The following is a 21,591-nucleotide window of genomic DNA, read 5'->3' as shown; positions in this document are numbered from 1 at the left end:
TGCGACTCACCGCCGCTCTCGCATAGGTTGCGGCCGATATTGCCGATCCAATTCATCTTAGGGGGATATGATGAATCGCCGTCACGCATTGAAGGCTCTGGCGGGTCTTGCGCTTTGTCCGCTCTGCAAGCCGGCCTTCGCCGCCGAAGGCGCGCATTGGAGCTATGAGGGCGTCGGCGGCCCGGCCAAATGGGGCGATCTCGATGCGGCCAACAAGGCCTGCGCGGTCGGCCTGCAGCAATCGCCGATCGACATCGAGGGGACGATCAAGTCGCAATTGCCGGTTCTGAAGCTGAACTGGGGCAAGAGCGCCGACACCATCGTCAACAACGGACACACGATCCAGCTCAACTTCGCCGAAGGCAGCACGTTGATGCTCGGCGACGTCAAGTACAAGCTGCTCCAGGTGCACTTCCACCGGCCGAGCGAGCACATGATCGGCGGCAAGAATTTCCCGATGGAGGCGCATTTCGTCCATCGCAACGAAGCCGGCGGCCTCGCCGTGGTCGGCGTGCTGATGGCCGAGGGCAGGCCGAACCCGGCCTTCGGCAAGATCGTCAAGACCATGCCGGCGGCGGAAGGCCCCGCGGTGAAAGCGGATGCGGGCATCGATCCTCACGCCATGCTGCCACCGAGGCTCAGCTACTTCCGCTATCCCGGCTCGCTGACGACGCCGCCCTGTTCGGAAGTGGTCGAATGGCTGCTGCTGACCACCCCGATTCAGGTGTCGGCCGCCGACGTCGCCGCGTTCGCAAAGCTCTATCCGATGAACGCGCGCCCGGTGCAGAAGGATAACAGGCGCTACGTATTGCGCTCGGCCTGAGCGAGCGCTCCAATGAGCGCTGTCGTCCCGGCGAACGCCGGGACCCATACCGCGTGATCTCTCGGAGAGTGGCGGTCTTCGTACCAACGCAGGCGCAACTACGAATCTTCGCCCAACTTCTCCCTGTGGTTATGGGTCCCCGCTTTCGCGGGGACGACGATGGAGAAAGCCGTGGCCTCACGCGCTCCGCGCCAGCGCGCCGTCGATCATGTTGACTGCGTTCTGCACACCGTACACCGCGACGAAGGAGCCGAAGCGCGGGCCCTTCTCCTGGCCGAGCAGTACCTGGTAGAGCATGTTGAACCAGTCCAGCGTGACGCCGGGACGGCCGTCCTTGCCCTTCTTGACCTGATCGAGGAAGGGCTCGCGGCGGCCGATCTCGTAGACGACGTTCTGGATGTCCTCGGCAGATGCGTCCTGCGCAAGCTGTGACAGCGCATCGCGCAGATCCTGCAGTGCGCTGCGCTCGGTGTCCGTCGGCACCCGGAACTGCTTCGTCGGCGCGACGAAGTCGCGGTAGTAATTGATGGCGTAGCCGACCATCGCATCGAGCTTCGGATGCGTCTGCGGCGAGACGCCCGGACGATAGCGGCCAATGAAGCCCCACAGCGTCTCGGCATTCTCCGCGTTCGACGACGACACCAATGTCAGCAAAAGCTGGAAGGTGACGGGCATGTCGCCCTGCGGCGGCTTGCCGTTGTGGATGTGCCAGACCGGATTGCCGAGCTGCTGCTTGTCATCCTGCCGGGCAAAGCCGTCGATGAACTGCTGATAGTCGTCGACGTTGCGCGGGATGACGTCGAAATACAGCCGCTTGGCCGCCTTGGGCTCGCGATACATGAACAGCGACAGCGATTCCGGTGAGGCGTAGCGCAGCCATTCGTCGATGGTGAGGCCGTTGCCCTTCGACTTCGAGATCTTCTGGCCCTGCTCGTCGAGGAAGAGCTCGTAGTTGAAGCCCTCGGGCGGCGTGCCGCCGAGCGCCCTGGCGATTGCACCGGAGAGCTTCACCGAATCGATCAAATCCTTGCCGGCCATCTCGTAGTCGACGCCGAGCGCGACCCAGCGCATCGCCCAGTCGGCCTTCCACTGGCATTTCACATTTCCGCCGGTGACGGGCGTCTCCACTTCCTGGTTCGTATCAGGATCGACATAGGTCACCGTGCCGGCCACGACATCGCGGCGGATCATCGGCACCTGGAGCACCACGCCCGTGGTCTTGCTGATCGGCAGGAACGGTGAGTAGGTGGCGCGGCGATCGGGGCCGAGCGTCGGCAGGATGATCGCCATCACCTTGTCGTAGGCAGCTAACATCTTGAGCAGCGTCGCGTCGAAGCGGCCTGATGTGTAGTAGTCCGTCGAGCTCGCGAACTCGTAGTCGAAGCCGAAATGATCCAGAAACGCGCGCAGGCGCGCGTTGTTGTGCGCACCGAACGAGGGGTACTCGTTGGAGAACGGATCCGGCACCCGCGTCAGCGGCTTGCCGAGATGCGCGGCCAGCATCTCCTTGTTGGGGACGTTGTCGGGCACTTTCCGAAACCCGTCCATGTCGTCGGAGAACGCCAGGAGGCGCGTCTTGACCTTGTCCTCGGTCAGAACACGGAAGGCATGGCGCACCATCGAGGTGCGCGCGACCTCGCCGAACGTGCCGATATGCGGCAGGCCCGACGGTCCGTAGCCGGTCTCGAACAGCACCTCGTCCTTCGGACTCTTCTTCAGCCGCGCGACAATGGCCTTCGCCTGCTCGAACGGCCAGGCGTTGGATTGTTCGGCGAGCGCGCGAAGATCGCTCGGGCTCATGTTGGGATCGATAACGGACATTCAGAAGGGCCTCCGGGCCGCGGAAAATAGCGATTTCCGGGCAGAATGCAAAAGAACGGTTGTTGTCATTCCGGGGCGATGCGCCAGCATCGAACCCGGAATCTCGAGATTCCGGGTCTGGTCCTGCGGACCATCCCGGAATGACAATTCAACGATCTCGAGATTCCGGGTTCGCACTTCGCGCGCCCCGGAATGACGATCGATGGCTAAAACGGGCTCACCGAGAAATACCGCAGCCACAGATCGGTGTAGCGGCCTTTTTCCCAGACGCGGAATAGGGCCCAATTCAGGGCCTGGCGCAGCACGTCGTTGCCCTTGCGGACGGCGATGCCGATGCCTTCGCCGAAGAAACGGCTCTCGACGAAGGGACCGCCGGAGAAGGCGCAGCAATCGCCGGAATCGGTGCCGTTGATCCAGAACGCCAGCGAGATGGCGTCGCCGAAAATGAAATCGACCTCGCCCTTGCGCAAAGCGCTGCGGAGCGCGTCGTCATTGGGATAGCCGTGCAGCTCGGCGTCGGTGAACATCGCCTTGAGATAGGCCTCGTGCGCGGAGCCGGCGATGACGCCGACTTTCTTGCCCTCGAGATATTCCGGGCGGATCTCCGGCATCACCGCGTCCTTGCGCGAGGCGAAGCGCGCCGGCACGCGGTAATAGGGATCGGTGAAGTCGACCCGGGCGCGCAGCTGCGGGCTGACCGCCATCGAGGCGATGATGGCATCGCCCCGGTTGGAGGAGAGCGCATCGACCAGCGTCTCGAAGCGGCGCATCTGCACGGTGCAAGTGACCTTGATCTCCTCGCACAGCGCGCGGGCCAGATCGACGTTGAAGCCGGCCGGGTTGCCGTCGGCGCCGGTGAAATTGAACGGCGGATAGTCGGTCTCGGTCAGGAAGCGGATCACGGTCAGGCGCGACAGGTCCGGCCGCTCCGGTCGCCGCCGCGGATCCCAGAAGCCGGGTACGGCTTGCGGGGCGGCCTGCACCGCCCGAGGTGCGGCTTGTGGCGTCCCCTGTTGTGTTCCTTGGGGCGCCGCTGGAGGCTGCTGGGCCGGGGCCTGCGCGTCGGCGCCGGGAAGGCCTGCGAGCAGGCAGGCGCCGACGGCCAGCCCCGCCAGCAAGATACGGGCAGATTTGGACGATTTCGCCTGTTGCGATGGAGCCATCGGCCGGAAATGAACGAATTTCATTGGGATCGGAGGGCGTTATAGACCATCCCGGCGGGAACGCGAGTGCGGAATGCGGGCAAGGTGAAGGTCTGCTCCCTCTCCCGCAAGCGGGCGAGGTGCACCGCGCACGAGGCGCGATTGATCCGCCGAACTAGAGATACTTCTTCAAATCCGCTGCAGCCTCTTCCGGCGTGCGCTTCAGGTTGAACGGCGACACGAAGCGGCCGTCGCGGTCCATCAGATAGATCAGCGCGGTGTGGTCCATGGTGTAGTCGCCGTCCTTGGTCGGGACCTTCTTGGCGTAGACCCGGTAGGAGGTGATGACCTTGGCCGTCTCGGCGGGATCGCCGGACAGACCTTCGAGATGCGGATCGAAGCTCGACAGATACTCCTTCATGGTCGCCGGCGTATCGCGCTCGGGATCGACCGAGATGAAGACGGCATTGACCTTGTCGGCGTCCTTGCCCAGCGCGCGCAGCACTTCCGAGATCTCGAACAGCGAGGTCGGGCAGACGTCGGGGCAATGGGTGTAGCCGAAGAAGATCAGGGTCGGCTTCCCCTTGAGGCTCTTGTCGGTGACGGCCTTGCCGTTCTGATCGGTCAGCTGGAACGGGCCGCCGACCGCGGCCGGCTGCGCCACCTTGCTGACCCCGCCCATGGCCCAGAACATGATCAGGAGGCCGATAACGAGGCTTGCGGCGAAGGCGGTCGCGATCACCAGCGGACGGGCGGCGGAACTCATGAGCGGAAAACTTCCTGTCGTGGATCAGAAGCAGGCGGCGAAACCGGTCCTGATCATCTCGAAGAACATCTGCGTGCCGTAGTGGAACCACAGCGCCAGCGCGCCGAGCACCAGCAATCCGCCGATCCCCGCGCCCGCCAACAGGAGCACGAACGGAGTTCGGCCGGCAGTGGGCGAATTGTCCTGTAACGGATGCGACGGGTGCAGCGGTTGAGCCATGACAACGATCGGGGGCGAAGGCCCCGGTTCCCAGCCCTCAGATAAGCTTTAGCCCGCCTGCGGGCAAGGCGCCGCCGGCGGGCCGGAACGATCTCGTCAGGCTGGAAGCGTCAGCGCAGGAGCTGGCCGCGGGCGGATTCGATCTGGTCCGTTTGCGGGAGGGGCCTGCGCGACGGCTTGTTGGCCGAGGCTTGCGCGTCCAGGTAGCAGGGCTTGTACATGGCCTGGAGCTGCTTGCCCTTCAGGAAGAGCATGTGCGGGGTGAGGCCGCCCCGCTGGCTGATCCAGCGCTTCACCTGCGACGGATACATCGCGTAGAGCATCTGGGTCGCCTCAGTATTGGTGACGGCGCGGCCATTGCTGCCGAAATCCCAGGCGGCGTGGAAGCCGAGCGTCGCGCTCGAGGTCACGCAGATGCGGTCATGCGGGATGGCGCCGAGGACGATGGTGCAGGCGGAGGCGCAGAGGCCGTCGATGATGACGGTGTCACCGGACTGCCGCAGGTCCTGGTATTTGTCGACATAGGTTCCGATCCGGCCACCGCGGTCATCCGCGATCCGAACCACCGCGTGAGAGGCCCCCATGCCAGCGATCAGGAGGACCGCCGCAACCAACCCCGTCAGAAACTTCATTGTCCCCCGCCCCAGTCGAATTCGAATCTGCGTGTTCGGTGGTGATACGCGACTAGCGTCTGTCGTAACCAAGGTTTTGTCTAGGCAGGCCGGCTCGCTCAAAACAAATTCAAATCCAGTGTTGCGTCCGCGCTGCACCCGATGGGTCTCTATCCCAAAGTGGAACAAGTTAATGATGTCTTATGCGTCACACCCTTGATCTCAGTTACAACCGTTGGCTTCAATCCGGGCGACTACAGGGGGGAACCTATGGAGGGGGAAACATGGAGGGGGAAACACATGGCTGAAGAAACTGACGTCATCGTTGTCGGCGCGGGACTATCGGGACTGGTTGCCGCAACCGAGATCGCGGATGCGGGCAAGCGCGTGATCGTGGTCGACCAGGAAGGCGAGCAGTCGCTTGGCGGCCAGGCGTTCTGGTCGTTCGGCGGATTGTTCCTGGTCGATTCGCCGGAGCAGCGCCGGCTCGGCATCAAGGATTCCTTCGACCTGGCCATGCAGGACTGGATCGGTGCCGCGGGCTTCGACCGCGACGAGGACTTCTGGCCGCGGCAATGGGCCGAGGCCTATGTGGCGTTCGCAGCCGGCGAGAAGCGGGCCTGGTTGCGGGCGATGGGCCATCGCATCTTCCCCGTGGTCGGCTGGGCCGAACGCGGCGGCTATGACGCGATGGGCCACGGCAATTCCGTGCCGCGCTTTCACGTCACCTGGGGCACCGGTCCCGGCATCGTCGAGCCGTTCGAGCGCCGCGCGCGCGAGGCGATGAAAAGCGGCCGGCTGAGCTTCAGGTTCCGCCACCGCGTCGATGCGCTTTCGATCACCAATGGCACGGTGGATGGCGTCAGCGGCGCCGTGCTCGCCCCCGACACGATCGAGCGCGGCAAGAGCTCCTCGCGGAACGTCGTCGGCGAATTTGCGCTGAAGGCGCAGGCCGTGATCGTGGCGTCCGGCGGCATCGGCGGCAATCACGAGCTGGTGCGGCAGAACTGGCCGAAGCGGCTCGGTGATCCCCCGAAATTCATGATCTCCGGCGTGCCCGAACATGTCGACGGCCGCATGATCGGCATCACCGAGACATCAGGCGCGCGGCTGATCAATCGCGACCGCATGTGGCATTATGTCGAGGGCATCCAGAACTGGAATCCCATCTGGCCGCGCCACGGCATCCGCATCCTGCCCGGCCCCTCCTCGATGTGGTTCGACGCAACCGGCACACGATTGCCGGCGCCGCTATTCCCGGGCTCCGACACGCTCGGCCAGCTCAAATACATCATGTCGACGGGCTATGATTATTCCTGGTTCATCCTGACCCAGAGCATCATCAAGAAGGAGTTTGCGCTGTCGGGCTCGGAGCAGAACCCGGACCTGACCGGCAAGAGCTGGCGCATGACCTTGCGCCGCGCCACCAACAAGGGCGCGCCGGCGCCGGTCGAGGCATTCAAAAGCCATGGTGTCGACTTCATCGTACGCGACAAGATCGAGGACCTTGTTGCGGAGATGAACAAGCTTGCCGGCAGCGACCTCCTCAAGCTCGAGCACATCAGGATGCAGATCGAGGCGCGCGACCGCGAGATCGCCAACGCTTACGTCAAGGATGCGCAGGTGATGAACATTCACAATGCGCGCCGCTATATTGGCGACAGGTTGATCCGCACTGCCTCCCCACACAGGATCCTGGATCCCGCGCAGGGGCCCCTGATCGCGGTCAAGCTCAACATCCTCACCCGCAAGACGCTGGGCGGCTTCGAGACCGATCTCGACTCGCGTGTGTTCGGCGCCGAGGGCAGCGTCATTCCCGGCCTCTATGCGGTCGGCGAAGCCGCCGGCTTCGGCGGTGGCGGCGTGCACGGTTATCGCTCACTGGAAGGCACCTTCCTCGGCGGCTGCCTGTTCTCGGGCCGCAATGCGGGCCGGGCCGCCGCCAAAGCGGTGGGCTAGATCGTGCGGCTGTGGATGCGCATCGGGGCGGTGGTCGCGGCATTGGCCGCCGCTTCGGCTGCATCCGCCGAGACGATCGACGTCAACGGCGCAAAGCGCTCCTACACCGCGCAATTGCCGGCCAGGAAGCCGGCACCGCTCGTGATCGTGCTGCACGGCAAGACCCAGCGCGGCGCCGACATGGTCGCGCGGACGGCGTGGCCGCAGGTCGCAAAGCGCGAGGGCCTGGCTGTGGTCTTTCCGGACGGGCTCAACAATGCATGGGCGGATGCGCGAACCAAGGCGGGGCCTGCCCTGCGTGGACCGCCGGCGGGCACCGACGACATCGCCTTCCTCGCAAAGCTCGTCGAGAAGCTGGTGGCCGACGGCACGGCCGATGCAAAGCGCGTCTTCATCGCGGGCGTCTCCAATGGCGGCGCCATGGCGATGACCATGGCCTGCGCCCGCGCCGATCTGTTTGCGGCAGGCGCGAGCGTGATCATGAACCTCACCGACGAGGCCGCCGTCACTTGCCATCCGTCAAGGCCGCTGCCGATGCTGCTCATGAACGGCACGGCCGACCTGCTGGTCCCCTACGAGGGCGGTCGCGGATCGAGCTATTTTGCCGCGGACGGGTTCTGGTCGACCGAGGGGACGCTGGCGTTCTGGCGCAAGCTCAATGGCTGTGAGACCGACGATGCCAGCGTGACTGACATGCCCGACAAGGCGCCCGCAGACCAATCGACAGTGACCCGGATCTCATCGCGCTGCCCGAGGGGACACGACGTCGTGCTCTATCGCATCAACCATGGCGGCCACCGCATGCCTGGATTTTCTCCGGATGCCCGCTTCCCGAGGGTCGCAGCCGGCCTGCTCGGGCCGCAGAACGGCGACATCGATGGCGCCGAGACGATCTGGGCTTTTTTCAGTCAGTTTCCGTGAGGCGCACATGCTCGGCGGTGACGGCATGCGTGCGGGGCAACGCATGCGCCGCAGGCAACGCATGCGTGCCCGGGGTGGCACGGCGCGAGGTGCTGGGCTAGACAGGGCCGCCATTCCAGTGAGGAGATCCGCAAATGAGCATTCAGCGTTTCGAAACCGGCCCGCGTATGAGTCAGGTCGTCGTGCACGGCAACACCGTCTATCTCGCCGGTGTCGTCGCCAACAAGGCCGCCGGCGAAAGCGTGACCAAGCAGACCCAGGACATCCTGGCCACCATCGACGGCCATCTCGCCAAGGCCGGCACCGACAAGTCGAAGCTGCTCTCGGCCACGATCTACATCACCGACATGAAGACGTTCGGCGAGATGAACGCAGTGTGGGACGCCTGGGTCTCGGCCGGCAATACCCCCGCCCGCGCCACCGTCGAAGCCAAGCTGGCGGCGCCGCAATACACCGTCGAGATCATGGTCACGGCCGCGAAGTAATCCCCACGACCAATTCGCATGCGAATGGAGCGCGATGCCAACATCATCGCGCTCCATTTATTTCGCGCAACGATGACCTGCGAGGTAATCGATCGGCGCGCGCGATCCTTCGATAGTCAGGGACAGCCGAATACGGCGTCATCGAAGGAGAGCACCATGACCGACCCCATCACCATCGCCCGCCGCTACATCGAGCTCTGGAACGAACGCACGGCCGGCCGGCGCCGCGAGCTGCTCAGCGACAACTGGACGAGCGATGCGAGCTATGTCGATCCCCTGATGAAGGGCGACGGCCGCGACGGCATCGAGGCGCTGATCGCAGGCGTGCAGCAGCGCTTTCCCGATTTCAAGTTCAAGCTGATCGGCGAGCCCAACGGCTACGGCGATCACATCCGCTTTTCGTGGGGACTTGGTCCCGATGGCGCCGACAGCCCGATCAAGGGCACGGATTTCGCAGTGCTGAAGGACGGCCGCATCAGAAGCGTGACCGGGTTTCTGGATCAGGTGCCGGCCGGGGCGTGAGACCGCTGGTCCCCCTGGCTCGGGCGGGTAATCGCATCTGAGAGCGGTTCCTGAGGCCATCCTTCGAGACGCCCGCCGTTGGCGGGCCCTCAGGATGAGGGTCGAGTGCGCGGCTGCGGTTTCAACGAGCACCGATGCTGCTTAGCCTCATCCTGAGGAGACCGCGAAGCGGTCGTCTCGAAGGACGAGGCGCGCGCTCAGGTCGCGCAAAATGCCATATGTGATTGTCCTCCTCGTATAGAGGAGGGTTGCACCCCTCGACGAAGCCATCCCTACGGCTTACCTGTCATGCCGTGCCGCCCCGTATCCTCCAAACATCGGCCGAGCCGGCCGCGCTGCTGCCTGGCCGCTTCCAGCAATGGTTCGCAGCCCGTGGCTGGTCGCCGCGCGCGCATCAATTGGCGCTGCTGGAGAAGGCGTGCGAGGACCGCTCGGCCCTGCTGATCGCGCCGACCGGTGCCGGCAAGACGCTGGCGGGATTTCTGCCGACGCTGGTGGAGCTTTCGACCGAGGCAGCCGAACGGAAGGCGGGTGAGAAACAGAGCCTCGTCTCCACCGGCCGCACGCTGCAGCGTGCCGGCGGCCTGCACACGCTCTATATCTCGCCGCTGAAGGCGCTCGCCGTCGACATCGCGCGCAATCTGGAGCGGCCGATTGCGGAGATGGCGCTGCCGATCAAGGTCGAGACCCGCACTGGCGACACGCCGGTGTCGCGGCGGCAGCGGCAACGGCGTTATCCGCCTGATGTGTTGCTGACGACGCCCGAGCAGCTCGCGCTGCTGCTGTCCTCGGATGATGCGCCGTTCCTGTTTTCCTCCCTGAAGCGCATCGTACTCGACGAGCTGCACGCGCTGGTGACGTCCAAGCGCGGCGATCTGCTCTCGCTCGGGCTGGCGCGGCTGTGGCAGCTGGCGCCGCAGATGCGCGCGATCGGCCTGTCGGCAACGGTGGCCGAGCCGGATCAGCTCGCGCGCTTCCTGGTGCCGCAGCCCGGTGGCAAGGAAGCTGCCGCCGACATCGTCATCGCCGGCGGCGCGGCGCCACCTCTGGTCGAGATGCTGGATACGCGCGAGCGACTGCCCTGGGCCGGCCACAGCGCGCGCCACGCGCTCCCTGAGATTTACGATCTGATCAAGGCGAACAAGACCACGCTGGTCTTCGTCAACACCCGCAGCCAGGCCGAGATGCTGTTCCAGAATCTCTGGAGCATGAATGACGACGGGCTCGCGATCGCGCTGCATCACGGCTCGCTCGATGTCGCGCAGCGCCGCAAGGTCGAGGACGCCATGTCGGCGGGACGCCTGCGCGGCGTGGTCTGCACCTCTTCGCTCGACCTCGGCGTCGACTGGGGCGACGTCGATCTCGTCGTCAATATCGGGGCGCCCAAGGGCTCCTCGCGCCTGATGCAGCGGATCGGCCGCGCCAACCACCGCCTCGACGAAGCCTCGCGCGCGGTGCTGGTACCGGCCAACCGTTTTGAAGTGCTGGAGTGCCGCGTCGCCATCGATGCCATTGCCGAGAACGCGCAGGACACGCCACCCTTGCGCACCGGCGCGCTCGATGTGCTGGCCCAGCACGTGCTCGGCTGCGCCTGCGGCGAGCCGTTCCTCAGCGATGATCTGTATGGCGAGGTCTGCACCGCCGCGCCTTACGCAGACTTGTCGCGGACGGATTTCGATGACGTCGTCGATTTCGTCGCCTCCGGCGGCTACGCGCTGAAGACCTACGAACGCTTTGCCCGCATCAAGCAGGACAAGCAGGGCCGCTGGCGCGTCGCCAATCCCAAGGTGCGGCAGAGCTACCGGATGAATGTCGGCACCATCGTCGAGGACGACATGCTGAAGGTGCGCCTGGTGCGTTCGCGCCGTGGCGGAGCGGGGTCGACCGGCGTGATCGCGCGCGGGGGTCGGTTGCTCGGCGAGATCGAGGAAGCCTTCATCGAGGGCTTGAGCCCCGGTGACACCTTCGTGTTCTCAGGCGAGGTGGTGCGCTATGAAACCCTGGTCGAGGACCAGGTCTATGTCTCCCGCGCCAACGACAAGGACCCGAAAGTGCCGTCCTATATGGGCGGCAAGTTTCCGCTCTCGACCTATCTCGCCGAGCGCGTGCGCCGGCTGCTCGATGACGGCCGCGCCTGGGGCGGCTTGCCGGAGCAGGTGCGCGACTGGCTGTCGCTGCAAAAGGACGTCTCGCGCGTGCCGGCGGTGCGCGAGCTCCTGGTCGAGAGCTTTCCGCGCGCCAACAAGCACTACATCGTTTGCTATCCCTTCGAGGGCCGTCTCGCGCATCAGACCCTCGGCATGCTGCTGACGCGCCGGCTGGAGCGCGCCCGCGCCCGGCCGCTCGGCTTCGTCGCCAACGAATATGCGGTGGCGATCTGGGCGCTCGGCGATCTCTCCTTCATGATCCGCGACGGCCGGATCGACCTCAATGCGCTGTTCGACCCTGATATGCTCGGCGACGATCTGGAGGCCTGGCTCGCCGAGTCCGCCCTGATGAAGCGCACCTTCCGCAATTGCGCGATCATCTCCGGCCTGATCACGCGCCGGCACACCGGCGAAGAGAAGAGCCGCCGTCAGGTGTTGTTCTCGACCGATCTCGTCTACGACGTGCTGCGCAAGCATCAGGCCGATCACGTCCTGTTGCGCGCCGCGCGCGCCGATGCCGCCACCGGCCTGCTCGATTTGCGCCGCTTGGGCGACATGCTCGCCCGCATCCACGGCCGCATCACGCACCGGGAACTCGACCGCGTCTCCCCGCTGGCGGTGCCCGTGATGCTGGAAATCGGTCGCGAGTCAGTTTATGGCGAAGCTGCAGATGAGCTTTTGGCGGAAGCCGCCGATGAGCTCGTCAAAGAGGCGATGGGATAGCAGCAGGTTCGGACGTGACGATTGGCGCGCAGGTTTCAGGAGACGTCGACGACATGCGCGTGTCCACAGTCACCATCAGCGATGTGACCTTCGCCGCCGATCTTTCCGGCGCCCTGTTCTGGGAAGAGCAGCGCCTGCTCGTCGTCTCCGACCTGCATCTGGAAAAAGGCTCCAGCTTCGCCGCCCGCGGCGTGCTGCTCCCGCCCTACGATACGCTGGCAACGCTGAGCCGTCTCGCTGCTGTCATCTCCCGCCATGATCCCGGCGTGGTCATCGCCCTCGGCGACAGCTTTCATGACCGCACCGCGCATGAGCGGTTGTCGCCGGATAATCGCGATGCGGTCACAGCGCTCCAGACCGGCCGCGACTGGATCTGGATCTCCGGCAATCACGATCCGATGCTGCCGCGCGATCTCGGCGGCACCATCGCCGACGAGGTCGCGATCGGCCCGATCACCTTCCGTCATGAGCCCACCGGGGCGCGCGGCGAAATCGCCGGCCATCTCCATCCCAAGGCGCGCGTCTCCGCGCGCGGCCGCTCGATGGAGCGTCGCTGCTTCGCCTCCGACGGGATGCGTGCGGTGATGCCGGCGTTCGGCGCCTATGCCGGCGGCCTCAGCATCCGCGACGCCGCCTTCGCAAAGATCTTTCCCGCCAACGGTTTTGTCGCCCATCTGCTCGGCGACCGCCGTGTCCACGCCATCGCGGCCTCGCGCTGCTCCTGAGGCGAAAAATTGGGACAGCACTACGTTCAGTAGTTTTCCGGAATCGCACAAGCCCGTCGCCGGTTCTAACGTTAGGCTTGCCGGGGCTGGAATTTCTGATCCCGAACAAGATTGTAACCGGCAAGGGGCCGCTGCGAGGCGGCCCCTTTCATTTCCGGCCATCAAAACTTTCGCGGACCGTTGCCGGGTTCGGAACAAATTAAGAACACTTTAGCAAGTCTTTGATATATCATTGTGATTCGGCGCGTTGCCGGCACAATATCTAGCGTCTGTCAGACTTGCGAGGACTACATGTCCACCATCGCCTTCGATCAATTTGCCCTCACCCGCATCGCCGATTTCGCGCGCTCGCTGTCGCGGCTGCATCAGGCGGCCCGGCGCCAGAGGATCGATGACGACCAGTTCGACCGCGAATTCAACGCGGTGTGCCAGTCGATCTGGGGTTACACCATCGACGACGTCAGCGACGATCTGTTCTCGACCGAGGATCATCTGTTTCTGGACACGCTGGACGAAGCCCATGCGCGCATCTTCGCGGCCGAGCAGGGTTACGACCTCGTCGGCGATCAGGGCATGCTGACGGACTGGTGGGGCTTCTGCTGGATGATCCTGGCCGAGAAACGCGGCTTGCTGACGCCGGACAACCGCGCCGCCGCGCGCGCGGCGATCGAGGAGAAATATCTGGCGGCGCCGAACGTGATCGGGGTGATTATCGGGAGGTGATCGCCGTGCCCCGGACAAAGCGCAGCGCTCCTTCAGCGGTGCGCTGCAGAGCCGGGGCCCATCTCGCGGCATTCCGGGTCCCGGCTCTGCGTCGCATCGCTTCGCGCTGCGCCGCCGTCCGGGACACGAGATCAATCCAGCCCCGCCCGCTTCGCCGGCTTTGCCGTCTTCGGCACCGTCACATCGGGCAGCGCTCCGCGCACGATCTCCGCAGCGGGCGCATCTGCCGACACCGTCTCTGCCCGCACCGGGGCCACCTTCATCTCGCCGAGGCGGGCGCGGACTTGCGCGGTGAGGCCGGGATAGGAGGCAACCGGGGTGAAGTCGGCGGCCTGGTCGTTGCCGACGCGGATGCCGGTATAGGCGACGAGGCCGTCAGTGGTGGCGATCACGTCGCCGGCTTTCAGCGAGGAGTCGAGCGCGAGATCGACCGGGGCAAGGCCGACCGGCTCGCGGCCGTTGCAGGTGCAGTCGGCGCGCAGCGCCTTGCGATAGGCGAACGCGTTCTCGCTGTCGGCGTAACGTTCGCCGGTCTGCGACGCGGCGCCGTCGATCGAGGAGCCGAAATAGACCTTGGTCGCGCTGGCAGGACAGAACGCCTGACACATCTGGGCCGGCGAGGTGAGGCCGCGCATCAGCGGAAAATATTTGCCATCGCAACTGCGCACGCAGAAGGCCGGGCCGGAGCCGCCGGCCGCCGCCGAGCGGGTCGGCGGCACATATTGCGGGGTTGCGGCATTTTGCTGCCCGGTGAAGGGATCGGCGTAGGAGCTCGCCTGTTGCGGCACCTCGCGCTGCGGCCGCTGCTGCTGCATGCCGCCGAAGAAGAAGTCGAACAGGCCTTCGGCCGAAACCGGGGCCGGAGCCGCAAGCAGCGGTGCTCCAAGGGTGGCGGCCACGAGCATCGCGCGACGCCGCTGGCGCGCATGGGACAGGACTGTACGCAAACGCTTACTCCACCCGACGCTACTGAAGCGGCTGGACCGCAAGGGGTCTCAGCACATGATTCACCATAAGGCGGGATGGTAAATGAGCGGTTGAGGGGAGACGATCGTGTAGCCCGTCATGGCCGGGCTTGTCCCGGCCATCCACGATCCTCGTGTTGCCAAGACGTGGATGCCCGGCTCAGGCCCGGGCATGACGGCAGAGAAAGTTTTGCTGTCTCACGCCTTCAAGAATTCCGAGGCCTTGTACAGCGAGCGGAATGGCAGGCCGGCCGCACCGAACGTGTCGGTGGCGCCTTCCTCGCGGTCGACCATGGTCAGCACCAGCACCACCTCGGCGCCGGTCTCGCGCACCGATTCCACCGCCTTCATCGCCGAGCCGCCTGTCGTGGTGACGTCCTCGACGATCACGACGCGCTTGCCCTCGAGCGTCTCGCCTCTTGGCAGGCCTTCGATCGCGAGCTTGGCGCCGTGCTCCTTCGGCTTCTTGCGCACGAAGAACGCCGCGATCGGATGGCCCTTGATCCAGGAGATCTGCGCCAGCGCCCCGGCGAGCGGCACCGCGCCCATCTCGAGGCCGCCGATGAAATCGAGGTTGTCGTCCTTCAGCGCCTCATAGGTCAGCTCGGCGAGCAGGGTCGCCCCCTCGGGGTCGAGCATGGTCGGCTTGAGGTTGAAGTAGAAATCGCTCTTGCGGCCCGACGCGAGCGTCACCTCGCCGCGGCCGAATGAGCGCCGGCGGATGATTTCGAACAGGCGGGCGCGGGAGGCTGATTTCGACACGGCGGTCCCTCGGGAGCGTTTTTAGAGGAGGCGGAATTTATCCGCGACAGCCGCGACATTCCAGAGGGGGCGTCCCTCGTCAACAGGGATCGGCCATCCCCGACCGCCGGTTGTGGGGGCGCGACGTTCTGGAGTAGGTGGGGTGCCAAACCTGTTGGGGAAGGAAGCAAGGAATGACCATCGAGCTGCACACCTGGAACACGCCGAACGGCCGCAAGATCTCGGTCGCGCTGGAGGAAATGGGGCTGCCCTACAAGGTGATTCCGGTGAACATCACCAAGGGCGAGCAGATGGCACCGGGGTTCCTCAAGCTCTCCCCGAACAACAAGATTCCCGCGATCGTCGACCCCGAGGGCCCGGACGGCAAGCCCGTCAGCATCTTCGAATCAGGCGCGATCCTGCTCTATCTCGGTGAAAAGACCGGCAAATTCCTGCCGAAATCGCTGGGTGCTCGGATCCCGGTCTATGAATGGCTGATGTGGCAGATGGGCGGCTTCGGCCCGATGCCGGGCCAGGTGCACCATTTCATCGCGCTCGAGAACGAGCAGGATCGCGCCTACGGCCTGAAGCGCTTTATGGCCGAGACCCGCCGGCTCTACGGCGTGCTAGACCATCGCCTGGACGGCCGCGACTTCGTCGCCGGCGACCTCTCGATTGCCGATTTTGCCATCCTGGGCTGGGCCTGGCGTCACCCTCGCCACAAGGTTGAGCTGGCCGACTTCCCCAACGTCAAGCGCTGGTACGAAGCCTTGATGGCGCGCCCGGCGGTGAAGCGGGGCATGGAGGCGAAGCTGGATTGATGGGGTCTTGCCCTCTCCCCCTGTGGGAGAGGGTGGATCGACGCGAAGCGGCGAGACGGGTGAGGGGTCTCCATCCTCACGAACAGTCTTGCGAGCGGAGAGAACCCCTCATCCGGCGCTTCGCGCCACCTTCTCCCACAAGGGGAGAAGGAAGAAAGTGCCTCACACCTTCTTCGCTTCGACCGCCATCCGCACCGCGAGCCCGGCCAGCACCGTGCCCATCAGCCAGCGCTGCACCAGCATCCAGCTCGGCCGGTTCGAAAGGAACTGCGCGATCGATCCCGCCGCGAGCGCGATCATCGCGTTGACGCTGACGCTGATCGCGATCTGGATTGCGCCGAGCACTACCGACTGCGTCAGCACGCTGCCGGCGGTGGGATCGATGAACTGCGGCAGCAGCGCGAGATACAGCATCGCGATCTTCGGGTTGAGCAGGTTGGTGACGAAACCCATCGCGAACAATTTGCGCGGACTGTCGATGGCGAGCTGTTTCACCTGGAATGGCGAACGTCCGCCCGGCTTCATCGCCTGCCAGGCGAGCCAGAGCAGATAGCCCGCGCCGGCAAAGCGCAGCGCGTCATAGGCAAAGGGAATGGCGAGCAAGAGCGCCGTGATGCCGAACGCCGCGCACAGCATATAGAACACGAAGCCGAGCGCCACGCCGCCGAGCGAGACGATGCCCGCCGCCGGCCCCTGCGTGATCGAGCGCGAGATCAGATAGATCATGTTCGGCCCCGGCGTGAGCACGAGGCCAAGGCAGACGAGGGCGAAGCCGAGCAGGGCTGAGGTGTGGGGCATGGGTGAACCGGTGCGGGAGATGGCACGGTTCTAATATGCGAGGCGAGGTGGGGCCATCGCGCAATTGCTCGGAGGACAATTCAGGTTCTCGCATGTCACTCCAACGTCGTCCCCGCGAACGCGGGGACCCATACCCCCAGGGAGAAGTTTGACGCGCGATAGTCATGGGCAATCTTCGCCAAACCCGATCCAGTGGATATGGGTCCCCGCTTTCGCGGGGACGACACCGACCGTGTGGCGTCAGCGAGTGCAAGCGGGAGAGGTAAAGAGCCGCCTCAATGCGCCTCGTCCCAGTTGGTCGCCGCGCGCGCATCGACGTGCAGTGGCACCGACAGCAGCACGGCCGGGAACGGTGCGTCCTGCATCACGTGCTGCACGACGGGGAGCGTCGCCTCGACCTCGGCGTCGGGCACCTCGAAGATCAATTCGTCGTGCACCTGCAGCAGCATTTGCGCCGACAGCTTCTTCTCGGCGAGGGCATCCTCCACCCGCGTCATGGCGCGGCGGATGATGTCGGCCGCGGTGCCCTGGAGCCGCGCGTTGATCGCGGCGCGCTCGTTGAAGGCACGCACCGAGGCGTTGGAGGCCTTGATGTCGGGGTAGTGGCATTTGCGGCCGAACAGCGTGGTGACATAGCCATTCTGCCGGCAGAAATCGCGCGTCTCGTCCATGTAGGCGCGGATGCCGGGGAAGCGCTCGAAATATTTCTTGATGTAGGCCGAGGCCTCCTCGCGGGCGATGCCGAGCTGGTTGGCGAGGCCGAACGCGGAGATGCCGTAGATGATGCCGAAATTGATCGCCTTGGCGCGGCGGCGGATCTCGCTCGGCATGCCCTTGATCGGCACGCCGAACATTTCCGACGCCGTCATGGCGTGAATGTCGAGACCGTCGCGGAACGCCTGCTTCAGCACGGGAATGTCGGCGATCTCCGCCAGCAGCCTGAGCTCGATCTGCGAATAGTCCGCGGAGACGAGCTTGTGTCCGGGTGTTGCGATGAAGGCGCGGCGGATTTTTCTGCCGTCCTCGGTGCGCACCGGGATGTTCTGCAAATTCGGCTCGTTCGACGACAACCGGCCCGTCGTGGTCGCGGCCAGCGCGTAGGTCGTGTGCACGCGATGGGTCTGCGGATTGACGTAGGTCGGCAGCGCGTCGGTGTAGGTCGATTTCAGCTTCGAGACCTGGCGCCATTCCAGGATCTTCTTCGGGAAGTCATGGCCCTGCTCGGCGAGCTCGTCGAGCACCTGCGCGGTGGTCGACCAGGCGCCGGTCTTGGTCTTGGTGCCGCCCGACAGTCCCATCTTGCCGAACAGGATGTCGCCGATCTGCTTGGGGCTGCCGACATTGACCGGCTCGCCCGCGATCTCCTGGATCTCGGCCTCGACGCGGGCCGCGGTCTGGGCGAAGTCGCCGGACAGGCGCGACAGCACCTGGCGGTCGATCGAGATGCCGCGCCGCTCCATGCGCGCAAGCACCGCAACCAGCGGCCGCTCCAGCGTCTCGTAGACCGCGGTCATATGCTCGGCGACCAGGCGCGGCTTCAGCACGCGCCAGGCGCGCAAGGCGACGTCGGCGCCTTCCGCCGACAGTGCCGCGGCCTTGTCGATCGGCACCTGGTCGAAGGTGATCTTGCCCTTGCCGCTGCCGAGCAGCTCGTTCTCCTTCAGCATGGCGTGTCCGAACCAGCGCTCGGACAGCGATTCGATCGCGTGCGACCCGCGGCCGGCATCGAGCACGTAGGAGATCAACTGCGCATCGTCGGTGTTGCGCAAGGTGATGCCGTGCTGCGCCAGCATGACGGCGGTGAATTTGAGATCGAAGCCGATCTTGAGAATGCCCGCCGATTCCAGCACCGGCCGCAGGGCGTCGATCGCATCGGCATGCTTGACCTGATCAGGTGCAAGGCCGGCGTCGAACAGGCCGGCCCCGCCGCCAGCTTGCTTGTGCGCCAGCGGCACATAGCAGGCCTCGTTCGGCGCCAGCGCCAGCGCGATGCCGCAGAAATCGGCCTGCATCGGATCGATCGAATTTCCGCGGATCTCGACCGCGACATGACCGGTATCGTGGATGCGGGCGATGAAGGCGTTGAGCTCCTCGAGCGACTTGATCGTTTGATATTTGGCGCGATCGACTGGAAGCTTGCGCAGCGCCTCTTCGCGCGCGGCGGCCAGCGAGATCGGCGCGCCCTTCGGGCTCGCAGCCTTGTCCTCCTTGCCCGCTGACTTGTTGGGCTCTTTCGCCCGGGCTTGCGCCGACGTATCGCCGCCCGGCGCAGGCACGACATCGGAGGGCGGCAGCGTCGTGAACACGCTGGCGCCGCTGGCATAGCCAGGGTCGGCATCGACATTGGCGGGATCGATTTGCGAATATTCGGCGACGCGTCGCGTCAGCGTCGTGAATTCCATGGCTTTCAGGAAGGCGATCAGCTTGCGTGCGTCGGGCTCGTGGACCGCGAGGTCGTCCAGCGGCACATCGAGGTCGACCTTGTCGTCGAGTAGCACGAGCTGCCGCGAGATCCGCGCTTTCTCGGCATTCTCGAGCAGCGCCTCGCGCCGCTTGGGCTGCTTGATCTCGCCGGCGCGGAACAACAGTTGATCGAGGTCGCCATATTCGGTGATCAGCTGCGCCGCGGTCTTGATGCCGATGCCGGGCACGCCGGGCACGTTGTCGGTGGAATCGCCGGCCAGAGCCTGTACCTCGACGACCTTGTTCGGCGGCACGCCGAATTTCTCGATCACCTCTGGGATGCCGATGCGGCGATCCTTCATGGTGTCGTACATGGTGACGCAATCGGTGACGAGCTGCATCAAATCCTTGTCGGAGGACACGATGGTCGCGCTGGCGCCGCGCTCGCAGGCCTGCCGCACATAGGTTGCGATCAGGTCGTCGGCCTCGAAGCCCACTTGTTCCAGGCAGGGCAGGTCGAAGGCGCGGACCGCCTCGCGGATCAGCGCAAATTGCGGGATGAGATCGTCAGGCGCCGGCGCCCGGTGGGCCTTGTATTCCGGGTAGATCTTGTTGCGGAACGTGACCTCCGACTTGTCGAAGATGATCGCGAGGTGCGTCGGCCGGTTGTCTTCCGGCATGTCGCGGAGCAGCTTCCACAGCATGTTGCAGAAACCGAGCACGGCGTTGACCTGCAGGCCGTCGGACTTGCGGTTCAGCGGCGGCAGCGCGTGGTAGGCGCGGAAGATGTAGCCGGAACCGTCGACCAGGAAGATGTGGTCGCCCTTGCCGGCCGCCTTTGCTGCAACCGGTTTGGCAGCAGCTGTCGCGGCAGTGGGGGGATCGGCTTTGGCGGAGGTCTTCGGGGAGGTCTTTGGCATGGCCGCAATGTATGAATTTTTGCGGGCTTTGACAGCCTTGGGAAGGGGATTTTTGCCCTCAGCCCACACTCAATTGTCGTCCCGGACAAGCGCAGCTCTTGGCAACGCGTAGCGTTGCCGGGAGCGGAGCGTCGATCCGGGACCCATAGCCACAGGGAGGAGTTTGGCGAAGGCTGGTGGTGACGAGGCCCTGGTACGGAAGCCACGATCCATCGATAGATCACGCGGTATGGGTCCCTGCTTTCGCAGGGACGACAGATTGCTACTCCGCCGCCTGCAACACCGGCCCAGCCTTCTTCGGCGCAATCCAGAACGCCTCCGGCCGCTCGAACAGGAAGTGCGCATTGAGCCGTAACGCGCCCCGCCAGATCGCGAGTGCGCCGAGTACGCCGGCGACGGTGACGATCAGCGATACCGTGCCGATATTGGGAATGATGCCGGTGCGCAGCAGCAGCGTCCGCGTTGCCGCCATCGGCAGGAAGAAGGCGAGATAGATCACGATCGAATGCTCGCCGCAGAAGCGGAAGAAGTTCAGCCACTGCGCGCGCGCGAGCAGCGTGCCCATCGTGATGATGGCGCAGGCACCGGCAAAGCCGAGCACGAGCGAGACGACCTTCCATTCGCTGGCCCCCGACGCGACGAGGCCGGCATTGACCAGTGCCCAGGTCGCGAGCGCTGCGAGCGCAAGGACGGGATGCTTCCGCGCGCGATCCGACAGCGCGAACACGTAGGGCGCGAACAGATAGCCCGAATAGAAATAGACGAAGCGTGAGCAGAACTCGTCGATCGCGGTCCAGCCGGTCGAGATCCGGGCTGTCTCCAGGGCGGCGGCGACCAGCCAGATCGCGAGCGGCGGGAATTTGCGTGTCAGTTTTGTGACGACGAAGAAGACCGGCAGCAGATAGATAAACCACAGCGTGCCGAACGGCTCGATGAAGGATTCGAGATACAGGAGACCAACGTGATGCCAGCTCGTCTCCGCCGCGAAAGCGGGCGCCTTGAAGCCGAATTGGATTGTCACCCAGACGACATAGAAATAGGCGAAATGCACCACCTTGCGGTCGAGATAGGTTCGCCAGTCCCGATCGATCACCAGTGGCAGGAACAGGCCCGAGATCAGGAAGAAATCCGGCATCCGGAACGGCTTTGCGAAGGCCACGGCGACATGCATGAAACCGGTCTCGCCGGCGGCGAGTTCGACCCCCAGCACCGAATGCATCATCACGACCATGATGATGCAAATGCCCTTGGCGTAGTCGATCCAGTCGACACGCGCGGCAGAAGGGGATTGGCTGCCTCCGCTCCCTGCAATTGTGCCAGATGGTGCCATGGTGTCTCTTTTCGAGGCGCGTTCCG

The 21,591-nt window shown here is 64.9% G+C and carries 19 protein-coding genes; 9 read left to right on the top strand and 10 right to left on the bottom strand.

Annotated features, from left to right (window positions below):
• Nucleotides 1–70 precede the first annotated feature (70 nt).
• Nucleotides 71–823, top strand: coding sequence for a carbonic anhydrase (locus XI03_RS17665; protein WP_038973208.1), 753 nt, complete (start codon nucleotides 71–73; stop codon nucleotides 821–823).
• 177 nt (nucleotides 824–1,000) lie between these two features.
• Here the strand turns inward: XI03_RS17665 and XI03_RS17660 are convergent, their stop codons facing one another.
• The 5 genes from XI03_RS17660 to XI03_RS17640 all read right to left on the bottom strand — a co-directional run bounded on the left by XI03_RS17660 (nucleotide 1,001) and on the right by XI03_RS17640 (nucleotide 5,403).
• Nucleotides 1,001–2,644, bottom strand: a complete 1,644-nt coding sequence (locus XI03_RS17660) for a lysine--tRNA ligase (protein WP_271592806.1) — start codon at nucleotides 2,642–2,644, stop codon at nucleotides 1,001–1,003.
• Between the two features lie 206 nt (nucleotides 2,645–2,850).
• The gene (locus XI03_RS17655; protein ID WP_028140872.1) at nucleotides 2,851–3,807 is read right to left on the bottom strand and encodes a transporter substrate-binding domain-containing protein; all 957 of its coding nucleotides are present in this window, start codon (nucleotides 3,805–3,807) and stop codon (nucleotides 2,851–2,853) included.
• Nucleotides 3,808–3,961: 154 nt separating this feature from the next.
• The gene (locus XI03_RS17650) at nucleotides 3,962–4,552 is read right to left on the bottom strand and encodes an SCO family protein (protein ID WP_028140871.1); all 591 of its coding nucleotides are present in this window, start codon (nucleotides 4,550–4,552) and stop codon (nucleotides 3,962–3,964) included.
• Between the two features lie 24 nt (nucleotides 4,553–4,576).
• Nucleotides 4,577–4,771, bottom strand: coding sequence for a hypothetical protein (locus tag XI03_RS17645; protein WP_028140870.1), 195 nt, complete (start codon nucleotides 4,769–4,771; stop codon nucleotides 4,577–4,579).
• A 110-nt stretch (nucleotides 4,772–4,881) separates the two neighbouring features.
• Nucleotides 4,882–5,403: a hypothetical protein gene (locus tag XI03_RS17640; RefSeq protein WP_028140869.1), complete on the bottom strand. Its 522-nt coding sequence runs from the start codon at nucleotides 5,401–5,403 to the stop codon at nucleotides 4,882–4,884.
• Nucleotides 5,404–5,682: 279 nt separating this feature from the next.
• Here XI03_RS17640 and XI03_RS17635 point away from each other — a divergent pair, with 279 nt between their 5' ends.
• The 7 genes from XI03_RS17635 to XI03_RS17605 all read left to right on the top strand — a co-directional run bounded on the left by XI03_RS17635 (nucleotide 5,683) and on the right by XI03_RS17605 (nucleotide 13,587).
• Nucleotides 5,683–7,341 carry an FAD-binding dehydrogenase gene (locus tag XI03_RS17635; RefSeq protein WP_271592805.1) on the top strand — a complete coding sequence of 553 codons (1,659 nt, stop codon included), beginning with the start codon at nucleotides 5,683–5,685 and terminating at the stop codon, nucleotides 7,339–7,341.
• A 3-nt stretch (nucleotides 7,342–7,344) separates the two neighbouring features.
• Nucleotides 7,345–8,262 carry an alpha/beta hydrolase family esterase gene (locus XI03_RS17630; protein ID WP_271592804.1) on the top strand — a complete coding sequence of 306 codons (918 nt, stop codon included), beginning with the start codon at nucleotides 7,345–7,347 and terminating at the stop codon, nucleotides 8,260–8,262.
• 134 nt (nucleotides 8,263–8,396) lie between these two features.
• A complete protein-coding gene (locus XI03_RS17625; protein ID WP_018320814.1) occupies nucleotides 8,397–8,747 on the top strand; it encodes a RidA family protein in 351 nt (116 codons plus the stop codon).
• 156 nt (nucleotides 8,748–8,903) lie between these two features.
• Nucleotides 8,904–9,269, top strand: coding sequence for a nuclear transport factor 2 family protein (locus tag XI03_RS17620; RefSeq protein WP_271592803.1), 366 nt, complete (start codon nucleotides 8,904–8,906; stop codon nucleotides 9,267–9,269).
• Between the two features lie 293 nt (nucleotides 9,270–9,562).
• A complete protein-coding gene (locus XI03_RS17615) occupies nucleotides 9,563–12,139 on the top strand; it encodes a ligase-associated DNA damage response DEXH box helicase (RefSeq protein WP_271592802.1) in 2,577 nt (858 codons plus the stop codon).
• A 53-nt stretch (nucleotides 12,140–12,192) separates the two neighbouring features.
• Nucleotides 12,193–12,864 (top strand): ligase-associated DNA damage response endonuclease PdeM, encoded by a 672-nt coding sequence (gene pdeM, locus XI03_RS17610; protein ID WP_049801939.1) that lies wholly within the window; start codon nucleotides 12,193–12,195, stop codon nucleotides 12,862–12,864.
• A gap of 291 nt (nucleotides 12,865–13,155) precedes the next feature.
• Complete coding sequence (locus XI03_RS17605; protein WP_038973194.1) at nucleotides 13,156–13,587, top strand: hypothetical protein; 432 nt, start codon at nucleotides 13,156–13,158, stop codon at nucleotides 13,585–13,587.
• A 131-nt stretch (nucleotides 13,588–13,718) separates the two neighbouring features.
• On the opposite strand, the gene XI03_RS17600 is transcribed toward XI03_RS17605, so the two are convergent.
• Nucleotides 13,719–14,492 (bottom strand): DUF2865 domain-containing protein, encoded by a 774-nt coding sequence (locus XI03_RS17600; RefSeq protein ID WP_271592821.1) that lies wholly within the window; start codon nucleotides 14,490–14,492, stop codon nucleotides 13,719–13,721.
• 258 nt (nucleotides 14,493–14,750) lie between these two features.
• Nucleotides 14,751–15,314 carry an orotate phosphoribosyltransferase gene (gene pyrE / locus XI03_RS17595; RefSeq protein WP_008136514.1) on the bottom strand — a complete coding sequence of 188 codons (564 nt, stop codon included), beginning with the start codon at nucleotides 15,312–15,314 and terminating at the stop codon, nucleotides 14,751–14,753.
• Between the two features lie 173 nt (nucleotides 15,315–15,487).
• Between pyrE and XI03_RS17590 the strand changes: the two genes are divergently transcribed.
• Nucleotides 15,488–16,114, top strand: coding sequence for a glutathione S-transferase family protein (locus XI03_RS17590; protein ID WP_271592801.1), 627 nt, complete (start codon nucleotides 15,488–15,490; stop codon nucleotides 16,112–16,114).
• A 162-nt stretch (nucleotides 16,115–16,276) separates the two neighbouring features.
• Here XI03_RS17590 and XI03_RS17585 read toward each other — a convergent pair whose 3' ends face one another.
• The 3 genes from XI03_RS17585 to XI03_RS17575 all read right to left on the bottom strand — a co-directional run bounded on the left by XI03_RS17585 (nucleotide 16,277) and on the right by XI03_RS17575 (nucleotide 21,565).
• Nucleotides 16,277–16,912, bottom strand: a complete 636-nt coding sequence (locus XI03_RS17585) for a LysE family translocator (protein WP_271592800.1) — start codon at nucleotides 16,910–16,912, stop codon at nucleotides 16,277–16,279.
• Between the two features lie 275 nt (nucleotides 16,913–17,187).
• Nucleotides 17,188–20,235, bottom strand: coding sequence for a DNA polymerase I (gene polA, locus XI03_RS17580; RefSeq protein ID WP_271592799.1), 3,048 nt, complete (start codon nucleotides 20,233–20,235; stop codon nucleotides 17,188–17,190).
• A gap of 262 nt (nucleotides 20,236–20,497) precedes the next feature.
• Nucleotides 20,498–21,565, bottom strand: coding sequence for an acyltransferase family protein (locus XI03_RS17575; protein WP_271592798.1), 1,068 nt, complete (start codon nucleotides 21,563–21,565; stop codon nucleotides 20,498–20,500).
• Nucleotides 21,566–21,591 lie beyond the last annotated feature (26 nt).

This window comes from Bradyrhizobium sp. CCBAU 65884 (assembly GCF_028128835.1).
Taxonomy (GTDB): domain Bacteria; phylum Pseudomonadota; class Alphaproteobacteria; order Rhizobiales; family Xanthobacteraceae; genus Bradyrhizobium; species Bradyrhizobium ottawaense.
The sequence above is the reverse complement of the archived record's forward strand: the minus strand, read 5'-3'. Positions and strand labels throughout refer to the sequence as shown.